Below are 25321 nucleotides of genomic sequence, written 5' to 3'. Positions count from 1 at the left end.
AGGCGGTTCTTACGCTGGTCGGACCGCATGACAGGGGATGCGGATCCTTGCAGTCCGCCGCCACATCTTTCGAGGAGCCAAGTCATGCGCAAATTACTGGCCGCAGGTATCGCCTGCGTGCTTACCCTTTCCGCCGCGTCGATCGTCGCCGCTCAACAGGTGGTCTCCGCCCCTGCCGATGCGTCCACGGCCGCGCTGGGCTTCGGCCACGGCGGTCACGGCAGCAATCCGCGCACCGCCACGCCGATCAAGCACCTGGTGGTGATCTTCCAGGAGAACGTGTCGTTCGATCATTACTTCGGTACCTATCCCTTTGCCGAAAACGGCAAGGGTGAGCCCTCCTTCTATGCGCGGCCTTTCACGCCCCCGATCAACGGTCTGACGCATCGCCTGCTGACGAAGAATCCCACCGCGGCCAATCCGGGTAACGCCGACGCGGCGATCAATCCGTTTCGCCTGGCCCGGGCCCAGGCGGCCACGGCCGACCAGGACCACGGCTACACCTCGGAACAGCGCGCCTTCGACGGCGGCAAGATGGATCTGTTCCCGCTGTACACCGGCCATGGCGAGACGCTGCCGGGTGGCGATGCGGCCGAGGAAGGCAAGGGTCAGGTCATGGGTTACTACGACGGCAACACCGTCACGGCCTACTGGAACTACGCGCAGAACTTCGCCATGAGCGATAACCACTACGGCACGACCCTCGGGCCGTCTTCGCCGGGTGCGGTGAACCTGATCGCCGGCCAGACCGCCGGTGTGATCGACACGCTCAACGGCACCGGCGCCGAGACAGACGACGGCCATGGCGGCCTGACCATGATCGGCGATCCCGATCCGATCGGCGACGTCTGCGCCTCGCCGACGGCGAGCCAGGCGACCATGGGCGGTCGTAACGTCGGTGACCTGCTCAACGAGAAGAACATCACCTGGGGCTGGTTCCAGGGTGGGTTCGACCTGACGCGCGCCAATCCCGATGGCAGCACCGGCTGCACCCGCCGCACGCTGTCAAAGGTGACGAACACCACGTCCAATGATTACAGCCCGCATCACGAGCCGTTCCAGTACTACCCGTCCACGGCCAACCCGACGCACGCGCGGCCGTCGTCGATCGCCGCGATCGGCAAGACGGATGCCGCCAATCACCAGTACGACATCCAGGACTTCTACGACGCACTCGACACGGACAACCTGCCGTCGGTGAGCTTCCTCAAAGCCCCGGCCTATCAGGACGGCCACGCCGGTTATTCCGACCCGGTCGATGAGCAGGCCTTCGTCGTCCACGTGATCAACGCACTGCAGCAGGGCGGCGAGTGGAAGGACACGGCCGTGGTCATCGCGTACGACGATTCCGATGGCTGGTACGACCACCAGGAGCCGCCGCACACGAACGCCTCGACCGGTACCACCGACGCGCTGGACGGCGCTGGTGTGTGCAAGGGCCGCGTAACGCTGCCGGGTCTCGATGGCAAGACGCCGGCGCAGGGCCGCTGCGGCTTCGGTCCACGCCTGCCACTGTTGGTGGTATCACCGTGGGCACGCGAGAACATGGTCGACCACAGCGTGACCGACCAGAGCTCGATCACCCGCTTCATCGAAGACAACTGGCTCGGCAGCAAGCGCCTGGGCGGCGGTTCCACCGACGCCACGGCGGGTCGTATCGACAGCATGTTCGACTTCTTCTTCCCGCGCCTGTTCGATCGCAAGCTGATCCTCGACGAGTCGACCGGCCAGCCGAAGCGCTCGCAGTGGCCGTTCGGGAACGGTGGGCATGGTTGATCGCCGTCGCTTCCTGAAGACGGCAGGGTGGGTGGCCGCGGCGGGTTGGATCCCGTCGCGGCTCCTCGCGCATGACATGCACGGCATGCAGGCCGCGCCCGTGGGCAAGGTCGGTAACGACCTGTGCATGCATCCGATGGGCGACACCACGCACATGCCGGGCCTGGTGGATCCGGGCAAGCTGGCGGCGTTCGTCGACCCTCTGCCGATTCCTCCGACACTGCGTCCCGTCGCGGGAAAGATCCTCGACGTGCGCATGGCGCAGACCTCGCAGAAGCTGCATCGTGATTTGCCTGCGACCGACTTATGGACGTACGGCGGGCACTACCCGGGTCCAACCATCGAAGCGCGGACGGGAGAAGCGTTCGACGTGCGCTGGGCGAACGCGCTGCCGACGAAACATTTCCTGCCCGTGGATCACGCGATCTGCGGTGCCGAAGCGGACCAGCCCGAGGTGCGTGCCATCGTGCATCTGCACGGTGCGAAGGTGCCGCATAAAGACGACGGCTATCCGGAGGACTGGTACGTTCCCGGCAAGTCGCGTCAACACCACTATCCCAACGCGCAGGACGCGGCCACGCTGTGGTACCACGACCACGCGATGGGCATTAACCGGCTGAACATGTATGCCGGACTGATGGGCCTTTACCTGCTGCGTGACGACCACGAGTTGTCGCTCGGCCTTCCTTCGGGCGAGCAGGAACTGCCGCTGGTACTCGCCGATCGTCTTTTGCGTACCGACGGACGCCTTTATTACCCGGATTCCGGCGACACCTCGGCGCCTTGGGTGCCCGAGGTATTCGGCAACCTCACCCTGGTGAATGGCGCGATCCTGCCGCGGGCCGATGTGCAGCCTCGGCGCTATCGCCTTCGCGTGCTGAATGCGGCGAACGGGCGGTTTTATCACCTGCGCTTCAAGGACGGCCGGCCATTCCATGCCATTGGTTCGGACCAGGGGTTGCTGGCGGCGCCGGCGAAAGTGACGTCGATCTTTCTTGCTCCCGGGGAGCGCGCCGACCTCGTGGTCGAATTTGCCGCGCTGCGTGGCGGCACGGTGGAGCTCATGAACGATGCGCTGCCGTTGATGCGCTTCGCGGTCGGGCAGGGCACGGTACGTGATGACAGCCGGCTGCCGGACGTGCTGCGTGATCTGCCGCGAGTGACGGAAGCCTCGGCGTCGAAGTCTCGCGAACTCACGCTCGACGAGTACAGTGACTGCGTCGCCACGCCTATGCTGATGCTGCTCAACGGCAAGCGCTGGCATGATCCGGTCACGGAAACCGTGAAGCTCGGCAGCACCGAGATGTGGAGCCTGGTGAACCTCACCGAGGACACGCACCCGATCCACCTGCACTTGGTGCGCTTCCAGATCCTCGACCGCCGTCCTTACGACGTCGACGAGTACATGGAGAAGAAGACCATCCGTTACGTGGGGCCGGCGCAGGAACCGCCGGCGCACGAGCGCGGCTGGAAGGACGTAGTGCAGGCCTATCCGGGCATGGTGACGCGCATCGTCGCCACCTTCGACGGCTACGCCGGCCGCTACGCCTGGCACTGCCACCTCGCCGAGCACGAAGCCAACGAAATGATGCGGCCGTTCGAGGTAGTTGTTTAACCGTGCCCAGCTCTCGTAGGAACCGATTCATCGGCGCAGGCTCTATTGCCCTTGTGGGAGCCGCTTCAGCGGCGATCTCTTACTGTGGGAGCCGATTCATCGGCGATCCCCTTAATGTGGGAGCCGATTCATCGGCGATCCCGCGGCAGCGGGCAAGGGTGCCGCTAGCACCCGATCGCCGCTGAAGCGGCTCCCACATAAAGCGGCCCCCACATAGAGCGCCTTATCGAATGTTGGACAGGGCTTTGGCGTCGAGGCGTACTACGGGATACACGCCCACCTTCTGCACCGTGTACCAGGGGCTGCGTTCGTAGAAGAAGGTGAGGCGGGCACGGGGGCTGGCGGCGAAGGTGGCGTCGCTCTTGAGCTTTGCCTCGAATTCGGCTTTCAGCGCCGGGTTCCCGGCCATCATCTTGCGCGCCAATGCCTCGAGCACGCGCGGCTCGCCGTATTCCTTCTGCTCGAACACGGCGTTGAAGTAGCCCCAGCGCAGCAGTGAATCGGGTGCGCGGGCGTCGAGCAGGTTCAGGGCGAGCACGGCATCCGCGTTATCCGCACGGACGATGACGGTGCCGGCGGGAAGATCGATATCCTGCTTCGACGAGGCGATCCGCACGTCCTTCAGCATGTGATGACTTTCGAAGGGCTTGTCCGTCCACTTCGGGTCGGTCATCTCGTCGCGTTCGACGTGGACGCGTAGTGGCGTGGTCGTGCGCGTGTACGGAATGCCGTGAGCGTCGAGGCGTTCGATCGCGTCCGTCCACTGCGGCGGGATGGCCCAGGCGGCGGGTATCGAAGCGGAGACATCCGGCAGCAGGTCGTTCCAGTTCTGGATGTCGTAGTTCTTTTTCGTCTTCGGATCGTATTGCACCCAGATATCGCCGGAGACCTCGCTCTTCGTCTGCGTGAACGAGTAGCCCTTGAGCGTGAACGGTGTCGGCGCAGGATCCTGCTTGAACGTCACCGGGAGCGCGGCATCCGGCTTCGCGGAAAGTCCGGCGGCCCAGCTGTCAGCCACCTTCGATGCCTGGAGCAGCGCCGCGGGATTGCTGTTCACCACGCCGAGCACGCTGCGCACGACGTCGTACGTGGCGCGCACGCGCACCTCGTAGGACTTGAGCATGTGTGTTTCGATCAGGAGGCCAGCGCGATTGCGGATGGCCGCATAGCCCGTGGAGAAGCGGGGACCTGACCCAAAGTTCTCGATGCCTTTGGTCAGGTCGCGGCCATCGCGGAATTCCAGGTAAGGCGCAGCAAGGTGGCCAAGTTTCTCGTACGCGGGAATGGCGCTCTGCTCATACGCGGTCTTCTGCCACGCAGCAATGGACGGTGGCAGCTTGTGCGCGTCCTCGGCATACCAGGTGAGGTCGTACTGGTAATCCGCACCATCGGTGGTGTGGATGTCGATCAGCAGGTCGGGTTTCCACGCGTTCCACAGCTTCAGCCACGCACGGGTTTCCGGCGCATCCGCCTTGACGTAATCGCGGTTGAGATTGAGGTACTGCGACTGGCCGCGAAAACCCATCTCAGTGGGGCCGTTCTGATTGATGCGGTTGTAGGGATTCGAGTTTTCATGACCGTCGACGCTGTACACCGGGATGTAGACGAGTACAGCATGGTCGAGCAGATGGGGCAGGCGGTGCGTCGTGGCGAAATCGCGCAGGAGCATCAGGCCAGCGTCCTTGCCTTCGATCTCGCCGGGATGGATACCCGCCTGCAGCAGCACGATGGGCTTGCCGGCGGCGCGCGCCTTCTCCGGTGTGAGGTCGCCGTCTTTCGCGGCGATCACGACCATCATCGGCCGGCCCTCGGGTGTCGTGCCGAAGGTCTCCAGCCGGAGGGTGTCCGGCGCTGCTGCGACCAGACGCTGGAGGAACGCCTGCGTCTGCGCGTAGGAGGGCGTGGTGCGGAACGAGGACGCCTCGGCGGGGGTTATCCAGGTGTCCTTCGCGCAAACGGCCATGGGGGCCACGGCGATCAGGGCGAGGAGGAGGCGAGCGGGGAGCGTGGCAGGCATGGACCCATCCGGCAGGAGAATCCGTCCATTGTGTGATTTTTTCCTCGTTGTCGCGAATCATGGGGGAAAGAGGAGAGGTCATGGCTGACGCCGACAGGCAGCGCGCTTTCGAAGCGCTGCTGCAGACACACCGGAAGATCGTCTTCAAGGTCGCGGCCGTCTACGCCCGCGGCGAGGAGGACCGGCGTGATCTGGCGCAGGAAATCCTGCTTCAGGTGTGGCGATCCTTCGCGGGTTATGACGCGGCCCGCCCGTTCTCGACGTGGATGTATCGCGTGGCGCTCAATGTCGGCCTGTCGCATGCCCGGCGCCAGCGCGAGCGGACGCAGCCACTGGATGAGACCCTGATCGACACGCTCGCCGGCGGCACCCCGATCAACGAGCCTGATGAGCGGCTAAGCGAGCTGGCGCGAGCGATCGGGATGCTGGAGCCCCTCGATCGCGCCCTGATGATGCTCTACCTCGACGAGCAGCCTTACGCCGAGATCGCGGCAGTACTCGGGATCGGTGAGTCGAACGTCGGCACGCGTCTCGCGCGCCTCAAGCAGCGCCTTCGCCGGGACATGACCGGCGCGGCCCCACAGGCAGGAGGAAACCATGGAACTCGATGAACTGAAGGCGGCGTGGCAGGTGCTGGACCAGCGCGTGGCACGGCTCGAAACAATCGCCGCCACGGGTGTCCGCGATGGCGTTCGTGCCGAGTTGAGGCCGTTGATCATCGGACAGTCCGTCCAGGTCGTGGCCGGGGTCGCTCTCGCCATGGCAGCGGGATCGTTCTGGTTTGACCATCGTCATGTCCCGAACCTTCTGGTGACCGGACTACTGCTGCACGTTTACGGTGTCGCCATGATCGTCGCCGCGGCACGGAACCTGTTCCTCGTGGCCCGGGTCAACGAGGCGGCTCCCGTGCTGGAACTTCAACGCAGGGTCGCGACCCTGCGCGCCTGGCGGATTCGCGAAGGCCGCTGGTTCGGTGCCGTGGGTTGCTTCATGTGGGTTGCCATGGTGATCTGGGCGTTCTGTCTGCTGGGCGTAGACATCGTTGCCACAAATCCGCGCATCATTGGCTTCCAGCTCCTGACCGCCGCGGTTTGCCTGGCCGTTTTCGTCCTGGTGACACGCCTCAGCGGTCCTTCCGGGGGCAAGGCAACGCGCCGGGCCCGCGAGCGCCTGGACGAGATCGCCCGCTTCGAGGCCGGTTGACCGGGAGCTCTAAGGCGGTACTAAGCTCGGGGCGCCGATACTACTCACCGTCCCCGCCACAGGCTCGCCCTCTTGCACATCATCCTTGTCGAAGACGATGCCCAGCTCGGCGACGCCATCCGCAGGGCGCTGGAGCGGCTGACCTATACGATCAGCTGGTTTCGCGACGGCAACGAGGCGCTGGCGGCCATGCGCGATCACGAGGCCGACCTGGTGCTCCTGGACCTGGGCCTTCCCGGCAAGGACGGCATGGATGTTCTTGTCGAGGCACGCCAGGCTCGGGTGACGACGCCAGTCATCGTGATGTCCGCCCGCGAAGCCCTGGACTCGCGCATTCGTGTACTCGATGCCGGGGCTGACGACTACCTGGTCAAGCCGTTTCACCTCGACGAACTGGCCGCACGCATCCGCTCCCTCGCACGACGAGTCCGTGGCGATGCCGTCAACCAACTCGAAGCGGGCGCGCTCAGCCTGGACCTGGGCAACTGCGAGGTGACCTGGCACGGCGACAAGATCGAACTCACCCGGCGTGAGTTCGCGCTGTTGCAGGCGCTGATGGAACGAGTGGGACGCATCGTCCGGCGCGAGGCGCTGGAAGCCTCGTTGTACGGGCCGGAGGCGGTGATGAGTACCAGTGCGCTCGAGGTGCTCGTGCACGCCCTGCGACGAAAGCTTAGCCACGATGCGATCCAGACCGTGCGCGGCTTCGGCTACATGATCCCGCGGGAGCCTAAGTGAAGCCGCTCAGCCTGCGATCTCGCCTCCTGGTCCTGATCGTCTTCGTGCTCGGCGCGGTCCTCGTCCCGCTGGGCATGCTCAGCGCAAAACGCACGCTGGAAGAAGTGGATGAACTCTCCGACGGACGCCTCGCCCAGGCTGCCCGTACGCTGGAAGTGCTCGTCGGGCGAATCGGCGTGGAACAGCTGCGCAGCCAGCGGGCCGCGCGCCTGCTGGTGCCGAGCGTGTCCAATCATCCGCAGGAATTGATGGTGCAGGGGCGCACGTACGAATCGGAGGTGGGCTTCGAAGTCTTCGATCGCGATGGCACGCTGCTTCTGGCCACAGAGAACCTCGCGAAGCTGCCGAATACGCGTGCCGCCGACGGCGCGTTCGAAGATGTCACCAGCGACGGGCACACGTGGCGTGTGTTCACCCTGATCATGGAAGACGACGGCATCACGATTCGCTCCGGCGAGCGTTATGACAGCCGGCACGAAATCACTCGCGCGTTGTGGGTTGAACATGGTCTGCCGACCTTTCTCGGGCTGCCCCTGCTCGCCTTGCTGGTCGGCTGGGCGATCCGACGCGGTCTGGGGCCACTGGAGACTCTCGCCCGAGCGCTGTCGCGCCGCGAGCCGGGGAGCAGGGAGCCGATTCGGCTGGAGAACGCGCCTACCGAACTCAAGCCGGTGCTCGACGCCCTCAATGGTCAGATCAGTCGCCTCGAGAGTGCCCTCGAACGAGAGCGGCGCTTCAGCGCGGACGTTGCCCACGAGCTGCGCACACCGTTGGCCTCGACCATGATCAACCTCGAGAACGCGATGAGTTCGGCCCAGCCACTCGAAGCGCAGGCAGCCCTGGAAGCGGCTCGCGAGTGTCTGGTGTCGCTGGCCAGACGCACCGAGCAGTTGCTCGCGCTGGCACGGCTTGAAGTCGGCGCGGCCTCCGGGCCACGCAGTCGCGTCGACCTGGGCGAACTGGCCCTGGAAGTGATCGACGAGCTTACGCCGCTGATCGGTCGCGGTGGGGTCGAGCTGAGCATCCGCGAGCTGCCCGTCAATCTGGTTCTGGACGGCTATGGCGTCGCCCTCGGTGCCTTGCTGCGCAACCTGCTGGAAAACGCCTTCCGGCATGTGCCGGCGGGTGGTCACGTGGAGCTCTCCATCACTCGCGACGGCGACGAGGCGGTGATCGAGGTCGTCGATGACGGTCCCGGCATTCCGCGCGAGCGCCGCGCCTCCATGTTCACCCGGTTCCAGCGCGGGCTGGACACCCGTGGCGAGGGCTACGGCCTCGGCCTTTCCATCGTCCAGCGCGCTGCCGAAGTCCATGGCGCCACGATCGACCTGCTGGATGCAGAATCGGGGCCGGGCTTACGAGTCATCGTAACCCTGCCCCTGTAGGAGCCGATTCATCGGCAATGCTCTCAGTGGGACAGGCGCGCGGAATTTCCAATCCCGGTAACAAACGGCGGCGCATACTCAGGGGCCCCTCCGTGGAGTGCCGCAATGAAGAACCCCGAAGCGACCAAGGCCAAGCGCAAAGCCGATCTGCACACCCCGACCGGACTTGGTGCCGATGCGACCCGTGACATCTCCGCCGAACTCAACGCCCTGCTTGCGGACACGTTCGCGCTTTACCTGAAAACGAAGAATTTCCACTGGCATATGTCGGGTCCGCGTTTCCGCGACCTGCACCTGCTGCTCGATGAGCAGGGCGAGCAGATCTTCAGCATGACCGACGATCTCGCCGAGCGCGTGCGCAAGATCGGTGGCACCACGCTGCGTTCGATCGGGCACATCGCGCGCCTGCAGCGCCTCTCCGACAACGACGCCGATTTCGTCACCCCGCAGGACATGCTGGCCGAACTACGCGAGGACAACCAGCGCCTGGTGGGCTTCCTGCGTGAAACCCACTCGCTGTGCGACGAGTACTCCGACGTCGCCACCGCAAGCCTCATCGAGAACTGGATCGACCAGAGCGAACGCCGCGTGTGGTTCCTCTTCGAGACCAATCGCGAGAACCCCTGATAAAAAGGGTTCGTCGCAGATTACCGGGGCTTGGCGCTCGGCCGTCAGCCCCGGCCATTCTTTCGCACCTCGCACATGGCCCGCCTTCGACCATGTGGGAGCCGCTTCAGCGGCGATGGCCCGTCGGCCGCACACTTGGGCGTCTCGCGAGGAGACCTTGGTGCCCACCCTCGAGGCGAGTTCCCGACAAGTGGAGCGGCCGTAGGCCAAATAAGAACATGGGCCGCGGTAGCGGCCTTTCCGGTACGAAACGCGAAGGGGTGTCTGAGCAGCGAGGGTGGGCACCGAAGGCTCTGCGCCTCGCTAGCCAGGCACCGAAGGCTCTGCGCCGTGACCTCCAAGCACCGAAGGCTCTGCGCCGCGACGTCTGGCCTGCAGCGCCCCGAAATTCCGCGAAGAACCATAAAAAAGGGGCGCGACCAGCTGGCCGCGCCCCTTCGTTTCACAGCGATTTACTTCCGCGGCGTGGCAATCACCCCGATAAGGTCCTTGCCATCGCCGCGCACCAGGTGCGGGTACTTCAGCCCACCGTGATAGTCGACTTTCACGGTGGTGTATTCGTCGATGTTCTTGACCAGGAATTCGATCGGCGTCGTGGTCGACTTCGCATCGGTCACGGCATCCTTCAGCACCTGGCCGGAGAAGTCCTTGCCGTTGACGGCAACGATAGTCAGGCCCGGCACGAGTCCGGCCTTCGCTGCGGTGCCATCCCACTGCACGTCCTGGATCACGCCCTTCTCGTTCACCTGCACGCCAAGCGAATAGGCCAGGTTGGTCGACTTGCGGATCGTCTCGGCCGTCTTGTCGAACCCGCTCGGCTTGTCGTCGTAGACGACCTTCCAGCCACCGTTCTCGATGCCGTGCTCGGGCAGCGTATTGCCGGTGGCGTCGAGCCGCTGGCGCAGGAAGCTCGCCCAGTCGAAGGGCTGCACGCTGTTGAGCGTGCCGACGACATCTTCGAAGGTATAGGTCTTCGTGCCGTACTCGCCGTTGTCCATGCCGTAGAACGCACGCGCGAAGTCGTCGAGGGAGTGCTTGCCGCCCGAGAGGTCGCGGATCTTCGTGTCGACGTCGAGCCAGAGTAGTTGGCCTTCCGGATAGAAGTCCGTACCGCGACGGTAGTTGGACCAGCCACCACCACCGGCATAGGTGAGCGGCGCGGCATCGGCCGTATCCTGCAGCGAGCGCCATGAGCGACCGGTGCGATTGGACATACCCGCCGAGATGCTCGCCAGCGAATCGCGCCACTGGTCGGTGGTCCAGATGCCGGAGCGTGCGGCGAGCACGCCACACCAGTAGTCGGTGAGGCCTTCGTACACCCACAGCAGGTCGTCCTGCATGGTTTCGGTAAACGTCGGTGTCCACAGGTCGGCGGGGCGGCGGAACTTGCCATTCCACGAGTGCACGTACTCGTGCGGCAGCAACGTGCCTGCGGCGAGGTTGACGTCGTTGTCGGTGAGGAAGTTGGCGAACAGGCGATCGTCGCTCGACTGATGATGCTCCAGGCCGAAGTGCTGCGTGTGGTCGGAGTTGATCAGCAGGAAGTCGTAATGGCTGTAGTGGTGCGCGCCGAAGAGCTTGTTGGCCTGCACGATCAGGGCGCGCTGGCCAGCGATCTGCTTATCGGTGGCTTTGACGCTCGCCGCGCTGTCACCCACGATGTTCAGATGGACGACCGTCTTGTCACCCGGCGCGAGATCGACGCGGTTGAAGTGACGGCCAGCGATCAGCGGGGAATCGACGAGGTTTTCGAAGCTGACGGCCTTGAAGCTCGGCGATGCGCTGTCGGGCGTATCCGTTTCCAGCGAGCTGGCAAATTTCCATCCCGCCGGTAGCTTCACGGTCGGCTGGATCATGATGCGGCTGGTGTAGTAGCCCGCCGGATAGAACGCGACCTGGTTGAACTCGAGCGCAACGAAGTTAGGCGTGGACGAAGGGCTGGAAGAAAAGCCGCCCGATTCGCGCGGTGCAAGAAACTCGAACGCGATGTCGAGCTTGTCGACCCCGGCCGGAACATCCAGGTGCAGCGCGTACATTTCCTTGAGGTCGCGACGCCAGGCCAGTGGCTTGCCGTTCGCGCTGATCTGCACACCGGCCACGTTCTGGATCGGGCCCGAGGGCGAGTGCTCGCCGGGAATCCATTTCGGATAGAAGAGTGTGAGCGGACCGGAAGCGACCGGAATGGTTTCGCGCACGTGGTAGATGTTCTTCGGCGCATCGGTGAGGTCTACGGTCAGGCCGAGGGTGCCCTGGTAGGGCTGGTCGACCGGAGCGGGCAGATCCTGGGCGAGGGCGGAGGAGCCTGAAAAGGCCATCGCCAGGGCGAGGGCGGCGGGCAGGGTGGCACGGCGGAGCGTAAGGCGCATGGCTCGGATTCCGGCGGCGGGTAGTAGCGATCGATGGTAGGCGCGTGGCCGCGGGTGGCCCCCTGCCATTGGTCACCCCTCGTTTAAAACGGGGTACTACGTTCGCCGAACCTGCGCGACTACGATGATCGGCCCCGATCCAGGCATCCCCGTCCATGAAAGCAAGTACCCTGCGGCGCGTCCTCAACTGGTGGCCACCGTTCCTGTTCGCTGGCGTACGCGTGCTACGGATCGACGACGACTACCGCCATGCAAGGGTGAAACTCAAGCTGGCCTGGTACAACCGCAATTACGTGCGGACGCATTTCGGCGGCAGCCTGTTCTCGATGACCGATCCCTTCTGGATGATCATGACCCTGAAGAGCCTGGGCGACGATTACATCGTCTGGGACCAGGCAGGCGAGATTCGCTTCGTTGCGCCAGGTCGGGAGGATGTGTTCGCGGAGTTCCGGATCGAGGACGGTGTCCTCGACGAGCTGCGCGCGGCGACAGCGAACGGTGAGAAGTGCCTGCGCTGGTTCGATACGGATGTGCGCACGGCATCCGGCGAACTGGTGGCTTCGGTGCGGAAGCAGCTTTATGTGAGGCGCAAGAAGGGGCGGTGAGGGGAGCGGGCCAGGAGCATCGCCGCTGAAGCGGCTCCCACACAAGGCACCCGCCCTACAGCGCAGCTGTATGTGGGAGCCGCTTCAGCGGCGATGCTCCTGTAGGAGCCGCTTCAGCGGCGATGCTCCTGTAGGAGCCGCTTCAGCGGCGAGGCTCTTGTGGGAGCCGCTTCAGCGGCGATTCCCTAAAAGACCAGCGAAGCCATCTTCCGCCGGTACTGGCTGACCAGCGCCGCGTCATCGAGCGTGGTAAATGCCGCGAGCAGCCGCTTCTTCGCCTGGCCTTCGTTCCAGTCGCGCTGACGCTTGAGGATATCCAGGAACTGGTCAAGACCGGCCGCAGCCTCGCCTTCGATCAGCAGGCGCACGCCGAGGAGGTCGCGGGCTTCCCAGTCGCTTTCGTCCGCCTGCACGCGGGCCTGCAGTTCAGGAAGCGACGGCGCACCGGCGAGGGCGCGGGAAAGCTCCAGCTGGCTGCGCAGGCGAACAGCGCGCGCATCCGTGGCCAGATTGGCGGGCAGGGCGTCCAGCTCGGACTGGGCCGAGGCGACGTTGCCGGCGCGCATCAGGGCCAGGGCGAGGTCGAGCTTGAGTTCCGGGCGCTCCGGCTCGGCGGCGATCGCCTGCTGCAGCCGGTTGATGGCTTCTTCGGCCGTTTCCGGGATGGCGACATCGGCGTCGTCGTCATTGGCAGCTTCGGCTGGCTGGACGCCGTGCTTGGTCAGGAATTCGCGGATCTGTCCCTCGGGCAGCGCACCGGCGAAGCCGTCCACGACCTGTCCACCGCTGATCAGGATGACCGTCGGGATGCTGCGCACGCCAAACATGGCGGCGAGCTGTTGCTCGGCATCCACGTCGATCTTTGCCAGGCGGAAGCCGCCATTGAACTCCACGGCGAGTTTTTCGAGGATGGGACCGAGCGACTTGCACGGGCCGCACCACTCGGCCCACAGGTCGACCAGGACCGGGGTTTCGAGCGAGGCCTTGATGACCTCGTCCTCGAAAGCGGCCGTGGTCGCGTCGAAGATGTGTTCGCTGGTGGTCTGGGCGCTGCTCACGGGGGGCTCCTGGGACACGGATTCAATGCCCCGTAAATCGGGGAAGAGGCGGAGCATATCAAGCCCTGACGCCAATTTAGGACGGATCCTACGCGGCCCGTCATGCGCCGTTTACGCGGATTTGCGATCATAGGCGGGTAGGCCACCTTGGCCCTGAACCGCCGGGACGGCATGCACCACGCCCACAACCTGATCATCTGCGAGCATTGCGACTCCGTCTACCAGAAGCGGAAGCTGTCGCGTGGGCAGGTGGCGGACTGCACCGTATGCGGCGCCGTGCTGGAGCGCCACCAGTGGATCGGTGTGGACGGACAGTTCGCGCTGATCGTCGCCGCCCTGATCGTGTTCGTCATTGCCAATGTCTCTCCCATCGTCACCCTGAAGCTCTCGGGCATGGCGGAGGACACCACGCTTTGGGGAGCGGTCATCGCCATGTGGAATGACGGTGCGCAGCTCGTGGCAGCACTCACGGCACTGACCTTGTTCGTCTTCCCGCTTAGCCAGCTGGTCATTTTCTGCTGGGTGCTCTGGTATGCCCGCGATGCTCGCCGCGCCCCCGGTTTCGCCCAGGCCATGACGGCTCTGGTGCGGGTCAAGCCCTGGAGCATGATCGAGGTCTTCATGCTCGGGACACTGGTGGCCGTGGTCAAGGCGCACACGTATTTCGACGTGGTGCCCGGGGCGGGCATCTGGGCCTACGGCTTCCTGACCGTCCTGATCACCGTGTTCTCCAGTCACGACGCACGTCATTTGTGGGATGTCACCCGGGATGCGAAAGCATGAGCACGCCGCCGCGCGCCCGGGAACTGGGCATGATGTCCTGCCATGTGTGCCGCCTGGTCACGGCCTATAGCGACGATCCCCACGCGCATTGCCCGCGCTGCCATAGCGCGCTGCATGCGCGCAAGCAGGGCAGCATCGCGCGCTCGTGGGCGCTGCTGCTGGCCGCGGCGATGTTCTACATACCGGCCAACGTGTTTCCGATCATGCGCACGCAGAGCCTTTCCTCGAAGGATGACAACACCATCCTCAGCGGCATCTTCGAGCTCTGGCGCGCCGGTTCCCCGGGCCTGGCGGCGATCGTCTTCACGGCGAGTATCGTGGTACCCATGCTGAAGTTCATCATCATGACCGTGCTGCTGGTATCCGTGCAGCGGTCGAGCGGGTTGGTTTCGAAGCAGCGTGCGCGGCTCTACCGCTTCGTCGAGCTGATCGGCTACTGGTCCATGCTCGACGTGTTCGTGGTGGCGATCCTCTCCGCCCTCGTCCACTTCCAGATTCTCAGCCGCGTCGAGCCCTTGCCCGGCGTGGTCTATTTCGGCGTAGTCGTCGTACTGACGATGCTTTCGGCCATGAGCTTCGATCCCCGTCTGATCTGGGACAACAGGAAATCGCAATGAGCGACACCAACCAAGGAAACACGCCGCCGCAGGACGACGACCTGCCACAACCGGAGGTGCGCAAGTCGAAGCTCGGCTTCTCGCTCATCTGGCTGGTGCCGATCATCGCCGCACTGGTGGGTATCTCGCTGCTGGTGACGCACTTCACCTCGGCCGGCCCGAAGATCACGGTGACCTTCCTCACGGCCGAAGGCATCGAAGCCAACAAGACCCAGGTCAAGTACAAGAACGTGGTGATCGGCAAGGTCACCACCATGCGCCTGTCGAAAGACCGCACGCACATCTCCGTGGTGATCGACCTGGAAAAGGACGCTGCGGCGTTCGCGACCAAGAACACGCGCTACTGGGTGGTTCGCCCGCGCATCGGTGCGAGCGGTGTATCGGGTATCGATACCCTGTTGTCCGGCGCCTTCATCGGTGCGGACGCCGGCGATTCCGACGAAGAGCAGAACGACTTCACCGGCCTTGAAACGCCGCCCGCGGTGACGCATGGTGCGCCCGGTCGCCGCTTCGTGCTGCACGCCAGCGATCTGGGTTCGCTCGATATCGGGTCGCCTGTCTATTACCGGCGCATCCAGGTCGGTCGCATCGTTTCCTATGAGCTGGACAAGGACGGCAAGGGCGTGTCGCTGCAGCTGTTCGTCGACGGCCCGAACGATCGCTTCGTTCATCAGGATGCGCGCTTCTGGAATGCCAGTGGCGTGGACGTATCGCTGGGAGCCGACGGTCTCAAGCTCAATACGCAGTCGCTCGCCACGGTGATCGCCGGCGGCGTGGCCTTCCAGGACGCGCCGGGTCCGCACGACGAAACCCCTGCGCCGGAAATGAAAGAGTTCAGCCTGTTCAACGACCAGGCCACGGCCATCTCGCCACCCGACGGCAAGCCGCGCTATATCCGCATGCGCTTCGAGCACTCGTTGCGTGGCCTCGCCGTGGACGCCCCGGTCGAGTTCCTTGGCGTGAAATTCGGTCGCGTGGTGTCGGTCAACCTGGACTACGACGCAAAGACGCAGACCTTCCCGGTCATCGTCGGTGCGGTGGTGTATCCGGACCGTCTGGGCCAGGCCCACGACAAGCTGGCAAAACTCTCCGGCGGCACCGACGACTCCGAGATGCCGAAGATCATGAGCGGCCTCGTTGCCCACGGTCTGCGTGCACAGGCCCGCAATGGCAACCTGCTCACCGGCCAGCTCTACATCGCACTCGACTTCGATCCGAAGGCGAAGAAGGTGGCGTTCAACGAGAATGCCCGCCCGTTCGAGATCCCGACCACGCCGGGTGACTTCGATCACCTGCAGGAACAGATCGCCAGCATCGTCGACAAGATCGAGAAGATTCCGTTCGACTCGATCGGCAAGAACCTCGATGGCAGCCTGCATGAACTCAATGGCACGCTGAAGCAGGTCAACACCGAGCTGTTGCCGGAAGCCAAGCGCACGCTGCAAGGCGTGAACAAGACGGTCGGCACGGCCAACGATGCCCTGTCGGAGGATTCCCCGCTCCAGCAGAACATCGGCAATACCCTCGAGGAGCTGCAGCGCACCGTGCGCTCGGTTCGCGCATTCACCGACTACCTCGGTCGTCATCCCGAGGCGCTGCTGCGCGGCCGTGGTGCCGACGCCGCGCCGCCGGTTTCGACGCCGGCGACCCCGAAGCAGGGCAAGGACGTACAGCCATGATCCAGACACTCCGCCTTGTCGGCGCCGCCAGCCTGCTCGCCGCGCTCGCCGCCTGCTCCTCGTCGCCGACACACTTTCACACCCTGGTGCCATCATCGGCCCCGATGGGGTCGGTCGCGGCGCCCTTCGTAATCGACGTGCAGGCCGTCGGCGTGCCGGCGCAGGTGGACCAGCCGTCACTGGTCCTGCGTCACGGCGCTACCGGGGTCTCCGTTCTGGACGGCGAGCGCTGGGCCTCGCCGCTCGGCGACGAAATTCGCGGCGCCCTGGTAGCTGACCTGTCCACTCGCCTGGGCACGCACGACGTGCACGGCCTGCCGCACGCCAAGAGCGACAAGGTCGTCCGCGTGCAGCTGGACGTACGCCGTTTCGACTCCGAGGTGGGCGGCAACGCCACCCTGGAGGCCAGCTGGTCGGTCCGTTCCGGCGAAACGGCTGGCGCCGCCTGCGCCTCGCGGGCCAGCGAGCCGGCTGGCTCGTCCTACGACAGCCTTGTCGAAGCCCATCAGCGGGCCATCGGTCAGGTCGCCGACCAGGTGGCTGCGGCCGTCCGGGCGGTAGCCGCCGGCCAGTCCACCTGCCAATAGAAATCCTGTGGGGGCCATCCCCGACACGGCACCTTGCTTTGCCTAACCCCCTGTCGTGGGATAGTCTCCCGCGATTGTGAGCACCCCACCGGTACCCAACACCATGCAGGACACCCAAGACCAGGGCACGCGCGAACAGGGCGGTTACGCCCCTGACGCCGTCGAGACCGCCGCGCAGCACTTCTGGAACGCCACCCGCGCGTTCGAGGTGACCGAGGACGCGACCAAGCCGAAGTTCTACTGCCTCTCGATGCTGCCGTACCCCTCGGGCGCCCTGCACATGGGTCATGTCCGTAACTACACCATCGGCGACGTGATCAGCCGTTTCCAGCGCCAGCAGGGCAAGAACGTGTTGCAGCCCATGGGCTGGGACGCTTTCGGCCTGCCTGCCGAAAACGCGGCGATCAAGAACAACACCGCGCCGGCGAAGTGGACCTACAAGAACATCGAGCACATGCGCGAGCAGCTCAAGCGCATGGGGTTCGCCTACGACTGGACCCGCGAGGTCACCACCTGCCGTCCCGAGTACTACCAGTGGGAACAGCAGATGTTCACCCGGCTGATGAAGAAAGGCCTGGTGTACCGCAAGAACAGCGTCGTCAACTGGGACCCGGTCGACCAGACCGTGCTGGCCAACGAGCAGGTCATCGACGGCAAGGGCTGGCGCTCGGGTGCGGTCGTTGAAAAACGCGAGATCCCGCAGTGGTTCCTCAAGATCACCGCCTACGCACAGGAACTCCTCGACGGCCTGGATACGCTGCCGGGCTGGCCCGATGCGGTCAAGACCATGCAGCGCAACTGGCTGGGACGCTCCGAAGGCCTGGAAATCCACTTCGATGTGGATGGCGAAGCCGAGCCGCTGACCGTGTTCACCACGCGCCCGGACACCCTCATGGGCGTGTCGTACGTGGCGGTGGCCGCCGAGCATCCCATCGCGACGCGGGCAGCAGCAGGCAACCCGGGTCTTACCGACTTCATCGAGAGCTGCAAGACCGGCGGCGTCTCCGAAGCCGAGCTGGAAACCCAGGAAAAGCGCGGGTACTACACGGGTGTCGATGCCACGCATCCGCTCACCGGTGAAAAGGTGCCCGTCTGGGTCGCCAACTTCGTGCTGATGGGCTACGGCACGGGCGCCGTCATGGCGGTGCCGGGCCACGACCAGCGCGACTGGGAGTTCGCCCAGAAGTATTCGCTGCCGATCAAGATGGTCGTGGTCGATCGCGGTGTCGTCGACGCCGTCGCGGAGCTCCGTCGCGACCTCGCGACCGACGGTGGCGACGCGGTGCAGAACGCGCTGGAGGGCGGTTCGTCCGACGCTTACCAGTCGTCATCCGCTGTCGAGACGATCAAGACCTTCGAGTCCGATATCCAGAACGCCGGCGCCTACACCGAGTACGGCACCCTGATCAATTCGGGGCAGTTCGATGGCCTGGAATTCAAGGCGGCCTTCGACGCGATTTCGCTCGCGCTGATCGCGGCGGGACGTGGCGAGCGCCGGGTCAACTGGCGTATCCGCGACTGGGGCGTGAGCCGTCAGCGTTATTGGGGTTGCCCGATCCCCGTCATCTACTGCCCCAAGTGCGAAGCCGTGCCGGTCCCGGAAGACCAGTTGCCGGTCGTGTTGCCCGAGGACGTCGCGTTCTCCGGCGTGCAGTCGCCGATCAAGGCCGACCCCGAGTGGCGCAAGACCACGTGTCCGTCGTGTGGTGGCCCCGCTGAGCGTGAGACCGACACCTTCGACACCTTCATGGAGTCGAGCTGGTACTACGCCCGTTACACCAGCCCCGGTGCGAACGCGCAGGTGGATGAGCGCGCGAACTACTGGACGCCGGTCGACCAGTATATCGGTGGCATCGAGCACGCCATCCTTCACCTGCTTTATTTCCGCTTCTATCACAAGCTCATGCGTGACGAAGGGCTGGTGAACAGCGACGAGCCGGCGACCAACCTGCTCTGCCAGGGCATGGTGATTGCCGAGACGTACTTCCGTAAGGAAGCCAACGGGTCGCTCACCTGGTTCAACCCGGCCGACGTGGACGTGCAGCGCGACGAGCGCGCGCGCATCGTCGGTGCGGTGCTGCGCAGCGATGGTAAGCCAGTGGAGATTGGCGGCATCGAGAAGATGGCCAAGTCCAAGAACAACGGTGTCGACCCGCAGTCCATGGTCGACAAATACGGCGCCGATACCGTGCGCCTGTTCTCGATGTTCGCCGCGCCGCCGGACCAGTCGCTGGAATGGAACGAAGCCGGCGTCGAAGGCATGGCGCGCTTCCTGCGTCGCCTGTGGCGCGACGTGTCGGCGCACGCCGAGGCTGTCGCTTCCGCGACGGGCGAGAACCCGTCCGCTGAAGGCGCGCGGAAGGCGCTGCGCCGTCAGCTCCACGAAACCATCCAGAAGGTCACCGACGATATCGGTCGCCGCCAGTCCTTCAACACGGCCATCGCCGCGCTGATGGAACTGCTCAACGCGCTGGCGAAGTTCGACGATGCCAGCGCCCAGGGTGCCGCCCTGCGCCAGGAAGCGTTCACCGCGGTGGTCCAGCTGATCAATCCGTTTACGCCGCATATCGCGCATACCCTGTGGCAGGTACTTGGCCATGGCGAGACGCTGCTGGAGGACGCCGGCTGGCCGGTCGTTGATCCAGCCGCCCTGGTTCGCGACTCGCTCACCTATGCGGTGCAGGTCAACGGCAAACTTCGCGCTACCATCGAGGTGCCGGCGTCGGCCTCGAAGGACGACGCGGAAGCCATGGCGCGCGCCGAGCCTGCCGTGGCACGTATCCTCGAAGGCCAGACCGTGCGCAAGGTGATCGTCGTGCCCGGCAAGATCGTCAACATCGTCGCAGGATAACCATGAGCCCGAACCTCTCCCGTTCGCTGCGTACCGCCCTGGTCCTCGTTGCCGTCGCGCTGGTCAGCGCCTGCGGTTTCCATCTGCGGCAGACGGCGGCACTACCGCCGGGCATGAAGAAGATCCACCTCACGGTGGCGTCCGGTGGCGGCCTCGAGCGCCAGCTCACCCGCGCGCTGGCGAACTCGGACGTCGAGATCGTCGACCACGCCGCGGTCGATGCCGCCGACCTGGTCATCAGCTCGAACACCTTCCGTACCGACTCGCTCACCGTGAGCGGCACGGCACGCGTGACCGAATACGCGGTGCGCTACCACGTCGACTTCTATGCGAAGGCGGGCGACGGCACGATCATCATCCCGCCGCAGTCGGTCGATATGTCCCGCGAGTTCAGCTACGACGCGACGAACACCATCGGCACCGCCAGCCAGACCGAGGAGCTGCAGCGCAGCCTGATCGGCGACATGGTCCAGTCGATCCTGTTCCGCCTGCAGGCGGCTGGCGCGCATCCCGCAGCTGCGCCCACGCCAACCAGCGGTACCTGAGGAAGCCCGACGGTGCCGATGAGTCCCGGCCAGTGGCAGAAGCACCTTGCTGGCGACCGCATGGCGCCGGTGTACCTGCTTGCCGGTGAGGAACTGCTGGTGCTCGAGGCAGCGGACGCCGTGCGCGCCATGGCGCGCCGCCTGGGCTACAGCGAGCGCGAAGTCCTCGAAGCGGATAGCCGTTTCGACTGGGACGATCTCGCCCGTTCGTCCGCCGGCCTCTCGCTGTTTGCGACCCAGCGCCTGCTCGACCTGCGCCTCGCGGGCGGTCGCGCGGGCAAGGATGGCAGTGCGGCGATCAGCGAATTCGTGGGCAATCCGCCGCCCGATACCACTCTGCTGATCACCGCCACCGAGTGGAGCACCAAGCACGAGGCGGTGTGGACGAAGAACGTCGACGCCGGCGGCATCCAGGTGGTGTTCAACGCGCCGCGGCCGAACGAATGGACACAGTGGGTCGGCGCACGGCTTACCTCGCGCGGCGTCAAGGCCAGTCCGGACGCCGTGGCCATGCTGGCCGAGAGGGTCGAAGGCAACCTGCTCGCCGCTGCCCAGGAAATCGACAAGCTGGTCGTCCTCGCTGGCGACCAGCGGCTCGACGCGTCGATGCTGGAAGGCCTGGTGGCCGACAGCGCACGCTTCGATGCCTTCAAACTCACCGACGCCGCGTTTGCCGGGGAGGGCGGGCGTGCCCTGCGTATCCTTGCCGGCCTGCGCTCCGAGGGCGATGAGCTGATCGCCCTGATGGGCTGGCTGGTCAACCAACTGCAATTGGCGCTGCGCCTAGCCAATGCGCGCGATTTCGCCGCGCAGGCCAAGGTGGAGCGGCTGTGGCCGGCCCGCGAGCAGCTTTTTCGCAAGGCACTGCGCCGCGCGCCGCGCGAACACTGGCTGGCCTGCCTGGCCCGTGCGGCACGGATCGATCGCATGGCCAAGGGTCGTGAGCAGGGCAATCCCTGGCTCGAGGCCGAGCGGCTGATCGCCGCCATTGCCGAGCCGCGTGCCGCGGCGGCCTTCGGATGAGCGAGGCGCGTCCGCTCGCCATCCTCGGCGGTACCTTCGACCCGATTCATCACGGCCACCTGCGCGCCGCGTGGGAAGCCGCGGAGGCGCTCGATGCCGAGGTCCGCATGGTCCCTGCACGAACGCCACCACACCGGCCGCCGCCGGTCGCGGATGCGGCGGGCCGTGTAGCCCTGCTGCGGGCGGCGCTGGCGGGCCAGGACCGGTTGTCCATCGATACCCGCGAGCTGGACCGCGATGGGCCGTCCTATACGGTGGATACCGTCGCTTCGTTGCGGGCGGACATGGGGCCCCATCGCCCGCTGGTGCTCCTGGTGGGGGCGGATGCCTTCGCCGGGTTGGCGTCCTGGCATCGTTGGCGCGAACTGTTCGACTTCGCCCACGTGGGGGTGCTGACTCGTCCCGGCGTGAGCCACGCGCCGTCCGGCGAGCTGGCGGCTTTCATCGCCGGGCGACGTGCCGAGCGGGTTCGCGGGGCGGCCGGGTCGGTGGTGGACATCGCCATCACGCCGCTGGATATCGCCGCTACGGCGATCCGCGAGGCGTTCGCGGCGGGGCACGAGCCGCGGTTCCTGCTGCCGTCGGCCTGTTTTGAGGATGAGGCGCTGCTGGCGCCGTATCGGGCGCTTGGGGCCGATCGCCGCTGAAGCGGCCCCCACATCGCCGCTGAAGCGGCTCCCACATCGCCGCTGACGCGGCTCCCACAGGACCGGGGCTGCTCCTTGTGGGAGCCGCTTCAGCGGCGATGCTCTGCCTACCATCCCCCCCTGGCCCCAATACCTGCCCAGGCATTTGACGCGCCCCGGCTTGCCGGGGGTTATACTGCCCTCGAAGCCGGCATTCCGCCGCATGAGGTTTTCGCATCTTGAGTTCGACCGCATCCCGCAAGGCCAAGGGCAAGTCCGCCGTCAGCAACGAGCTCCTGCGCCAGCGCGTCGTCGCCGCGCTCGAAGACCTCAAGGCCAAGGACGTCCGCGAAATCGACGTTCGTGGCAAGACCTCCATCGCCGACATCCTTTTCATCGCGTCGGGCACCTCAGCCCGTCACGTCAAGTCGATCGCCGACGAAGTCATCAAGTTCGCCAAGCAGGCGGGCGTGATGCCGCTCGGCGTCGAAGGGCAGACCGAAGCCGAGTGGGTTCTGGTCGACCTCGGCGACATCATCGTCCACGTGATGATGCCCCGCATCCGCGAGTTCTACGGCCTCGAACGCCTGTGGACCGTGGGCGACGACGGCTTCGAAGCCGCCAACGACTGAGCCCGCTGTGCGGGCTCGACTCATTGCCGTCGGCGAACGCATGCCGGCCTGGGTGGCGGAAGGCTTTGCCGAGTACCGCAAGCGCCTTTCGCACGAACTCCCGCTCGAACTCATCGAGATCAAGCCTGGCGTCCGCGGCAAGGGGCGTGATGATGTGCGCGCCACGCTCGACGAAGGCGCAGCCATCCTCGCATCGCTTCCCCGGGACATACACGTGGTCGCCCTCGACGGGCGCGGCAAGACGTGGTCCAGCGAGGAACTTGCCCAGCAGCTCGAGCAATGGCGGATGGGCGGTCGCGATATCGCCTTCCTCATCGGCGGCCCCGACGGCCATGCGCCGGACGTGCTCGCGCGCGCCGACCAGCGCTGGTCGCTGGGTCCGCTGACGCTGCCGCACATGCTGGTGCGCCTCGTACTCGCCGAACAGCTCTATCGCGCTACCACGCTGGTGGCCGGCCATCCCTATCATCGCGCCTGAAGGACACGCCGTGCTCTACCTGGCTTCGCAATCGCCGCGCCGGCGGGAACTCCTTGGCCAGATCGGCGAGGTCCCGCGTGTGCTCGACGTCGACGTGGAAGAGATCCGGACGCCGGGCGAGGCGCCCGATGCCTACGTGTTGCGGGTGGCCCTGGACAAGGCCCGGGCGGGCTACGCCATGGTCGCAAGCGAGCACGGTGCCCGTGTGATCGGCGCGGATACCGAAGTCGTGCTCGGCGACGAGGTATTCGGCAAGCCACGGGACGCTGCCGACGCCACCGCGATGCTCGCCCGTCTGTCGGGCCGCGAGCACCGTGTCGTCTCGGCGATCTGGCTTATCGATGGAAAAGGCGAGCGACAGGCGCTTTCGGTGTCCATCGTGCGATTTGCCTCACTCGACACGGCCCAGATAGACGACTATGTAGCCAGCGGCGAATGCTTCGGCAAAGCCGGGGCCTACGCCATCCAGGGTCGCGCTGCGGCTTTCATCGAACACCTTTCCGGCAGCTATTCAGGCGTCATGGGCCTGCCGCTCCACGAAACTTCCCGACTCCTCAGGAGTCAGTGACATGTTGTCTTCGCGCGGGCTATAAAGCGCGATGACTTAAGGATAGGGGCTGGTGTGAGCGAGGAAATCCTGATCAATGTCACGCCGCGTGAGACGCGGGTGGCCGTTGTCGAAAATGGCATGCTGCAGGAGGTCCACGTCGAGCGCGCATCGAAGCGCGGCTACGTCGGCAACGTGTACAAGGGCCGCGTGCAGCGCGTCATGCCCGGCATGCAGGCCGTGTTCGTCGAGATCGGTCTCGATCGCGCCGCGTTCCTGCACGCCTCCGATATCGTTCGCGCGCCGCTTCCACCCACTGACGCGCCCGCCGAAGGCAAGTCGAATGGCCACGGTCCCGTGCCGCCGATCAGTGAACTCGTCCACGAAGGCCAGGAAATCGTGGTCCAGGTGGTCAAGGACCCCATCGGCAGCAAGGGCGCCCGCCTTTCCACGCATCTTTCGATTCCGTCGCGCTACCTCGTCCTGCTGCCGCACTCACGGACGCTGGGCGTTTCCGTGCGCATTGAGGAAGAATCCGAGCGGCAACGGTTGAAGGACATCATCACACCGCTGATCGGTGAGAACCCACTGGGCTATATCGTTCGCACCAACGCGGAAGGGCAGTCCGAGGAGTCGCTCGCTTTCGACGTGACCTACCTGAGCAAGGTCTGGCGCGTGGTCCAGGAAAACATCCAGAAAGCGAAGATGGGCGAACGCGTGTACGAGGAGCTCTCGTTGCCGCTGCGCTCGCTGCGCGATTCGTTGAACGACGGCATCGAAAAAGTGCGCGTCGATTCACGCGAAACCTACGAGAAAACCGTCAAATTCGTGCAGAAGTTCATGCCGGTGCTGTCCGACCGCATCGAACACTATGCAGGCGAGCGACCGATCTTCGATCTCTACGGCGTGGAGGACGAAATCCAGCGCGCCCTGCGCAAGGAAGTTCCGCTGAAGTCCGGCGGCTACCTTATCGTTGACCAGACCGAAGCAATGACGACCGTCGATGTGAACACGGGTGGCTACCTCGGCAGCCGCAACCTCGAAGAAACCGTGTACCGCACCAACCTGGAGGCGGCGCAGGCCGCGGCGCGCCAATTGCGGCTGCGTAACCTGGGCGGCATCATCATCATCGACTTCATCGACATGGTGGATGACGAGCACAAGCGCCAGGTGCTGCGCATGCTCGAGAAGGGCCTGCAGAAAGACCACGCCAAGACGACGGTCTACCCGATGTCGGCGCTGGGTCTGGTCGAGATGACCCGCAAGCGCACGACCGAAAGCCTCGAGCGCCAGCTTTGCGAACCGTGCCCCGCGTGCAGCGGCCGTGGCGCGCTCAAGACCGCGGAAACGGTGATCTACGAAATCTTCCGCGAGATCACCCGCGCCGTCCGCCAGTTCAATGCGCAGAAGCTGCTGGTCATGGCCAGCCCCAAGGTCGTCGGCCGCATTCTCGAGGAGGAATCCGCTGCCGTGGCCGAGCTGGAAGAATTCATCGCCAAGAGCATCCGTTTCCAGGCGGAAGAGCACTACTCGCAGGAACAGTTTGATGTCGTGCTTCTCTGA

General features: G+C 65.2%; 23 protein-coding genes. 20 read left to right on the top strand and 3 right to left on the bottom strand.

Annotation, left to right across the window (positions count from 1 at the left end; all coding sequences use genetic code 11):
- Positions 1-84 precede the first annotated feature (84 nt).
- Both ACVWWJ_RS18150 and ACVWWJ_RS18145 read left to right on the top strand, forming a co-directional pair.
- Positions 85-1776: a phospholipase C gene (locus ACVWWJ_RS18150; RefSeq protein WP_456968981.1), complete on the top strand. Its 1692-nt coding sequence runs from the start codon at positions 85-87 to the stop codon at positions 1774-1776.
- Positions 1769-3391 carry a multicopper oxidase family protein gene (locus ACVWWJ_RS18145; RefSeq protein ID WP_456968980.1) on the top strand — a complete coding sequence of 541 codons (1623 nt, stop codon included), beginning with the start codon at positions 1769-1771 and terminating at the stop codon, positions 3389-3391. The genes ACVWWJ_RS18150 and ACVWWJ_RS18145 overlap by 8 nt, the downstream gene beginning before the upstream one ends.
- A gap of 223 nt (positions 3392-3614) precedes the next feature.
- Here ACVWWJ_RS18145 and ACVWWJ_RS18140 read toward each other — a convergent pair whose 3' ends face one another.
- Positions 3615-5408: a M14 family metallopeptidase gene (locus tag ACVWWJ_RS18140; RefSeq protein WP_456968979.1), complete on the bottom strand. Its 1794-nt coding sequence runs from the start codon at positions 5406-5408 to the stop codon at positions 3615-3617.
- 80 nt (positions 5409-5488) lie between these two features.
- Between ACVWWJ_RS18140 and ACVWWJ_RS18135 the strand changes: the two genes are divergently transcribed.
- From ACVWWJ_RS18135 to ACVWWJ_RS18115, 5 genes are all read left to right on the top strand, one after another.
- Complete coding sequence (locus ACVWWJ_RS18135; RefSeq protein WP_456968978.1) at positions 5489-6019, top strand: RNA polymerase sigma factor; 531 nt, start codon at positions 5489-5491, stop codon at positions 6017-6019.
- Positions 6006-6611, top strand: a complete 606-nt coding sequence (locus ACVWWJ_RS18130) for a hypothetical protein (RefSeq protein WP_456968977.1) — start codon at positions 6006-6008, stop codon at positions 6609-6611. Before ACVWWJ_RS18135 ends, ACVWWJ_RS18130 begins: the two co-directional genes overlap by 14 nt.
- A 72-nt stretch (positions 6612-6683) precedes the next feature.
- Positions 6684-7349, top strand: coding sequence for a response regulator transcription factor (locus tag ACVWWJ_RS18125; protein ID WP_159893657.1), 666 nt, complete (start codon positions 6684-6686; stop codon positions 7347-7349).
- On the top strand, positions 7346-8734 hold the full coding sequence (locus ACVWWJ_RS18120) for a sensor histidine kinase (protein WP_456968976.1): 1389 nt from the start codon (positions 7346-7348) through the stop codon (positions 8732-8734). Before ACVWWJ_RS18125 ends, ACVWWJ_RS18120 begins: the two co-directional genes overlap by 4 nt.
- A 105-nt stretch (positions 8735-8839) precedes the next feature.
- The gene (locus ACVWWJ_RS18115; RefSeq protein WP_456968974.1) at positions 8840-9361 is read left to right on the top strand and encodes a Dps family protein; all 522 of its coding nucleotides are present in this window, start codon (positions 8840-8842) and stop codon (positions 9359-9361) included.
- A gap of 452 nt (positions 9362-9813) precedes the next feature.
- On the opposite strand, the gene ACVWWJ_RS18110 is transcribed toward ACVWWJ_RS18115, so the two are convergent.
- The gene (locus ACVWWJ_RS18110) at positions 9814-11727 is read right to left on the bottom strand and encodes a M61 family metallopeptidase (protein ID WP_456968973.1); all 1914 of its coding nucleotides are present in this window, start codon (positions 11725-11727) and stop codon (positions 9814-9816) included.
- 155 nt (positions 11728-11882) lie between these two features.
- Between ACVWWJ_RS18110 and ACVWWJ_RS18105 the strand changes: the two genes are divergently transcribed.
- Positions 11883-12332 (top strand): DUF4442 domain-containing protein, encoded by a 450-nt coding sequence (locus ACVWWJ_RS18105; RefSeq protein WP_159895988.1) that lies wholly within the window; start codon positions 11883-11885, stop codon positions 12330-12332.
- Between the two features lie 185 nt (positions 12333-12517).
- On the opposite strand, the gene trxA is transcribed toward ACVWWJ_RS18105, so the two are convergent.
- Entirely contained in the window at positions 12518-13390 is an 873-nt protein-coding gene (gene trxA / locus ACVWWJ_RS18100) for a thioredoxin (RefSeq protein ID WP_456968972.1), read from the bottom strand.
- Positions 13391-13537: 147 nt separating this feature from the next.
- Here trxA and ACVWWJ_RS18095 point away from each other — a divergent pair, with 147 nt between their 5' ends.
- The 12 genes from ACVWWJ_RS18095 (at position 13538) to rng (ending at position 25321) form a co-directional block, all read left to right on the top strand.
- Positions 13538-14173 carry a paraquat-inducible protein A gene (locus tag ACVWWJ_RS18095; protein WP_200851939.1) on the top strand — a complete coding sequence of 212 codons (636 nt, stop codon included), beginning with the start codon at positions 13538-13540 and terminating at the stop codon, positions 14171-14173.
- Positions 14170-14790: a paraquat-inducible protein A gene (locus tag ACVWWJ_RS18090; protein WP_456968971.1), complete on the top strand. Its 621-nt coding sequence runs from the start codon at positions 14170-14172 to the stop codon at positions 14788-14790. Before ACVWWJ_RS18095 ends, ACVWWJ_RS18090 begins: the two co-directional genes overlap by 4 nt.
- A complete protein-coding gene (locus ACVWWJ_RS18085; protein ID WP_159895992.1) occupies positions 14787-16469 on the top strand; it encodes an MlaD family protein in 1683 nt (560 codons plus the stop codon). The genes ACVWWJ_RS18090 and ACVWWJ_RS18085 overlap by 4 nt, the downstream gene beginning before the upstream one ends.
- Positions 16466-17056, top strand: coding sequence for a PqiC family protein (locus ACVWWJ_RS18080; protein ID WP_456968970.1), 591 nt, complete (start codon positions 16466-16468; stop codon positions 17054-17056). Before ACVWWJ_RS18085 ends, ACVWWJ_RS18080 begins: the two co-directional genes overlap by 4 nt.
- Before the next feature lie 103 nt (positions 17057-17159).
- Complete coding sequence (leuS, locus tag ACVWWJ_RS18075; protein WP_456968969.1) at positions 17160-19907, top strand: leucine--tRNA ligase; 2748 nt, start codon at positions 17160-17162, stop codon at positions 19905-19907.
- 2 nt (positions 19908-19909) lie between these two features.
- Complete coding sequence (locus ACVWWJ_RS18070) at positions 19910-20452, top strand: LPS-assembly lipoprotein LptE (RefSeq protein ID WP_456968968.1); 543 nt, start codon at positions 19910-19912, stop codon at positions 20450-20452.
- A 12-nt stretch (positions 20453-20464) separates the two neighbouring features.
- Complete coding sequence (gene holA, locus ACVWWJ_RS18065) at positions 20465-21475, top strand: DNA polymerase III subunit delta (RefSeq protein ID WP_456968967.1); 1011 nt, start codon at positions 20465-20467, stop codon at positions 21473-21475.
- A complete protein-coding gene (gene nadD / locus ACVWWJ_RS18060; protein ID WP_456968966.1) occupies positions 21472-22122 on the top strand; it encodes a nicotinate-nucleotide adenylyltransferase in 651 nt (216 codons plus the stop codon). Before holA ends, nadD begins: the two co-directional genes overlap by 4 nt.
- A gap of 218 nt (positions 22123-22340) precedes the next feature.
- A complete protein-coding gene (rsfS, locus tag ACVWWJ_RS18055) occupies positions 22341-22733 on the top strand; it encodes a ribosome silencing factor (protein ID WP_063573123.1) in 393 nt (130 codons plus the stop codon).
- Between the two features lie 7 nt (positions 22734-22740).
- Positions 22741-23211, top strand: coding sequence for a 23S rRNA (pseudouridine(1915)-N(3))-methyltransferase RlmH (rlmH, locus tag ACVWWJ_RS18050; protein ID WP_456968965.1), 471 nt, complete (start codon positions 22741-22743; stop codon positions 23209-23211).
- 10 nt (positions 23212-23221) lie between these two features.
- A complete protein-coding gene (locus tag ACVWWJ_RS18045) occupies positions 23222-23779 on the top strand; it encodes a Maf family protein (protein ID WP_456968963.1) in 558 nt (185 codons plus the stop codon).
- A gap of 54 nt (positions 23780-23833) precedes the next feature.
- Positions 23834-25321: a ribonuclease G gene (gene rng / locus ACVWWJ_RS18040; protein WP_159896008.1), complete on the top strand. Its 1488-nt coding sequence runs from the start codon at positions 23834-23836 to the stop codon at positions 25319-25321.

It is taken from the genome of Luteibacter sp. HA06 (assembly GCF_054061215.1).
The sequence above is the reverse complement of the archived record's forward strand: the minus strand, read 5'-3'. Positions and strand labels throughout refer to the sequence as shown.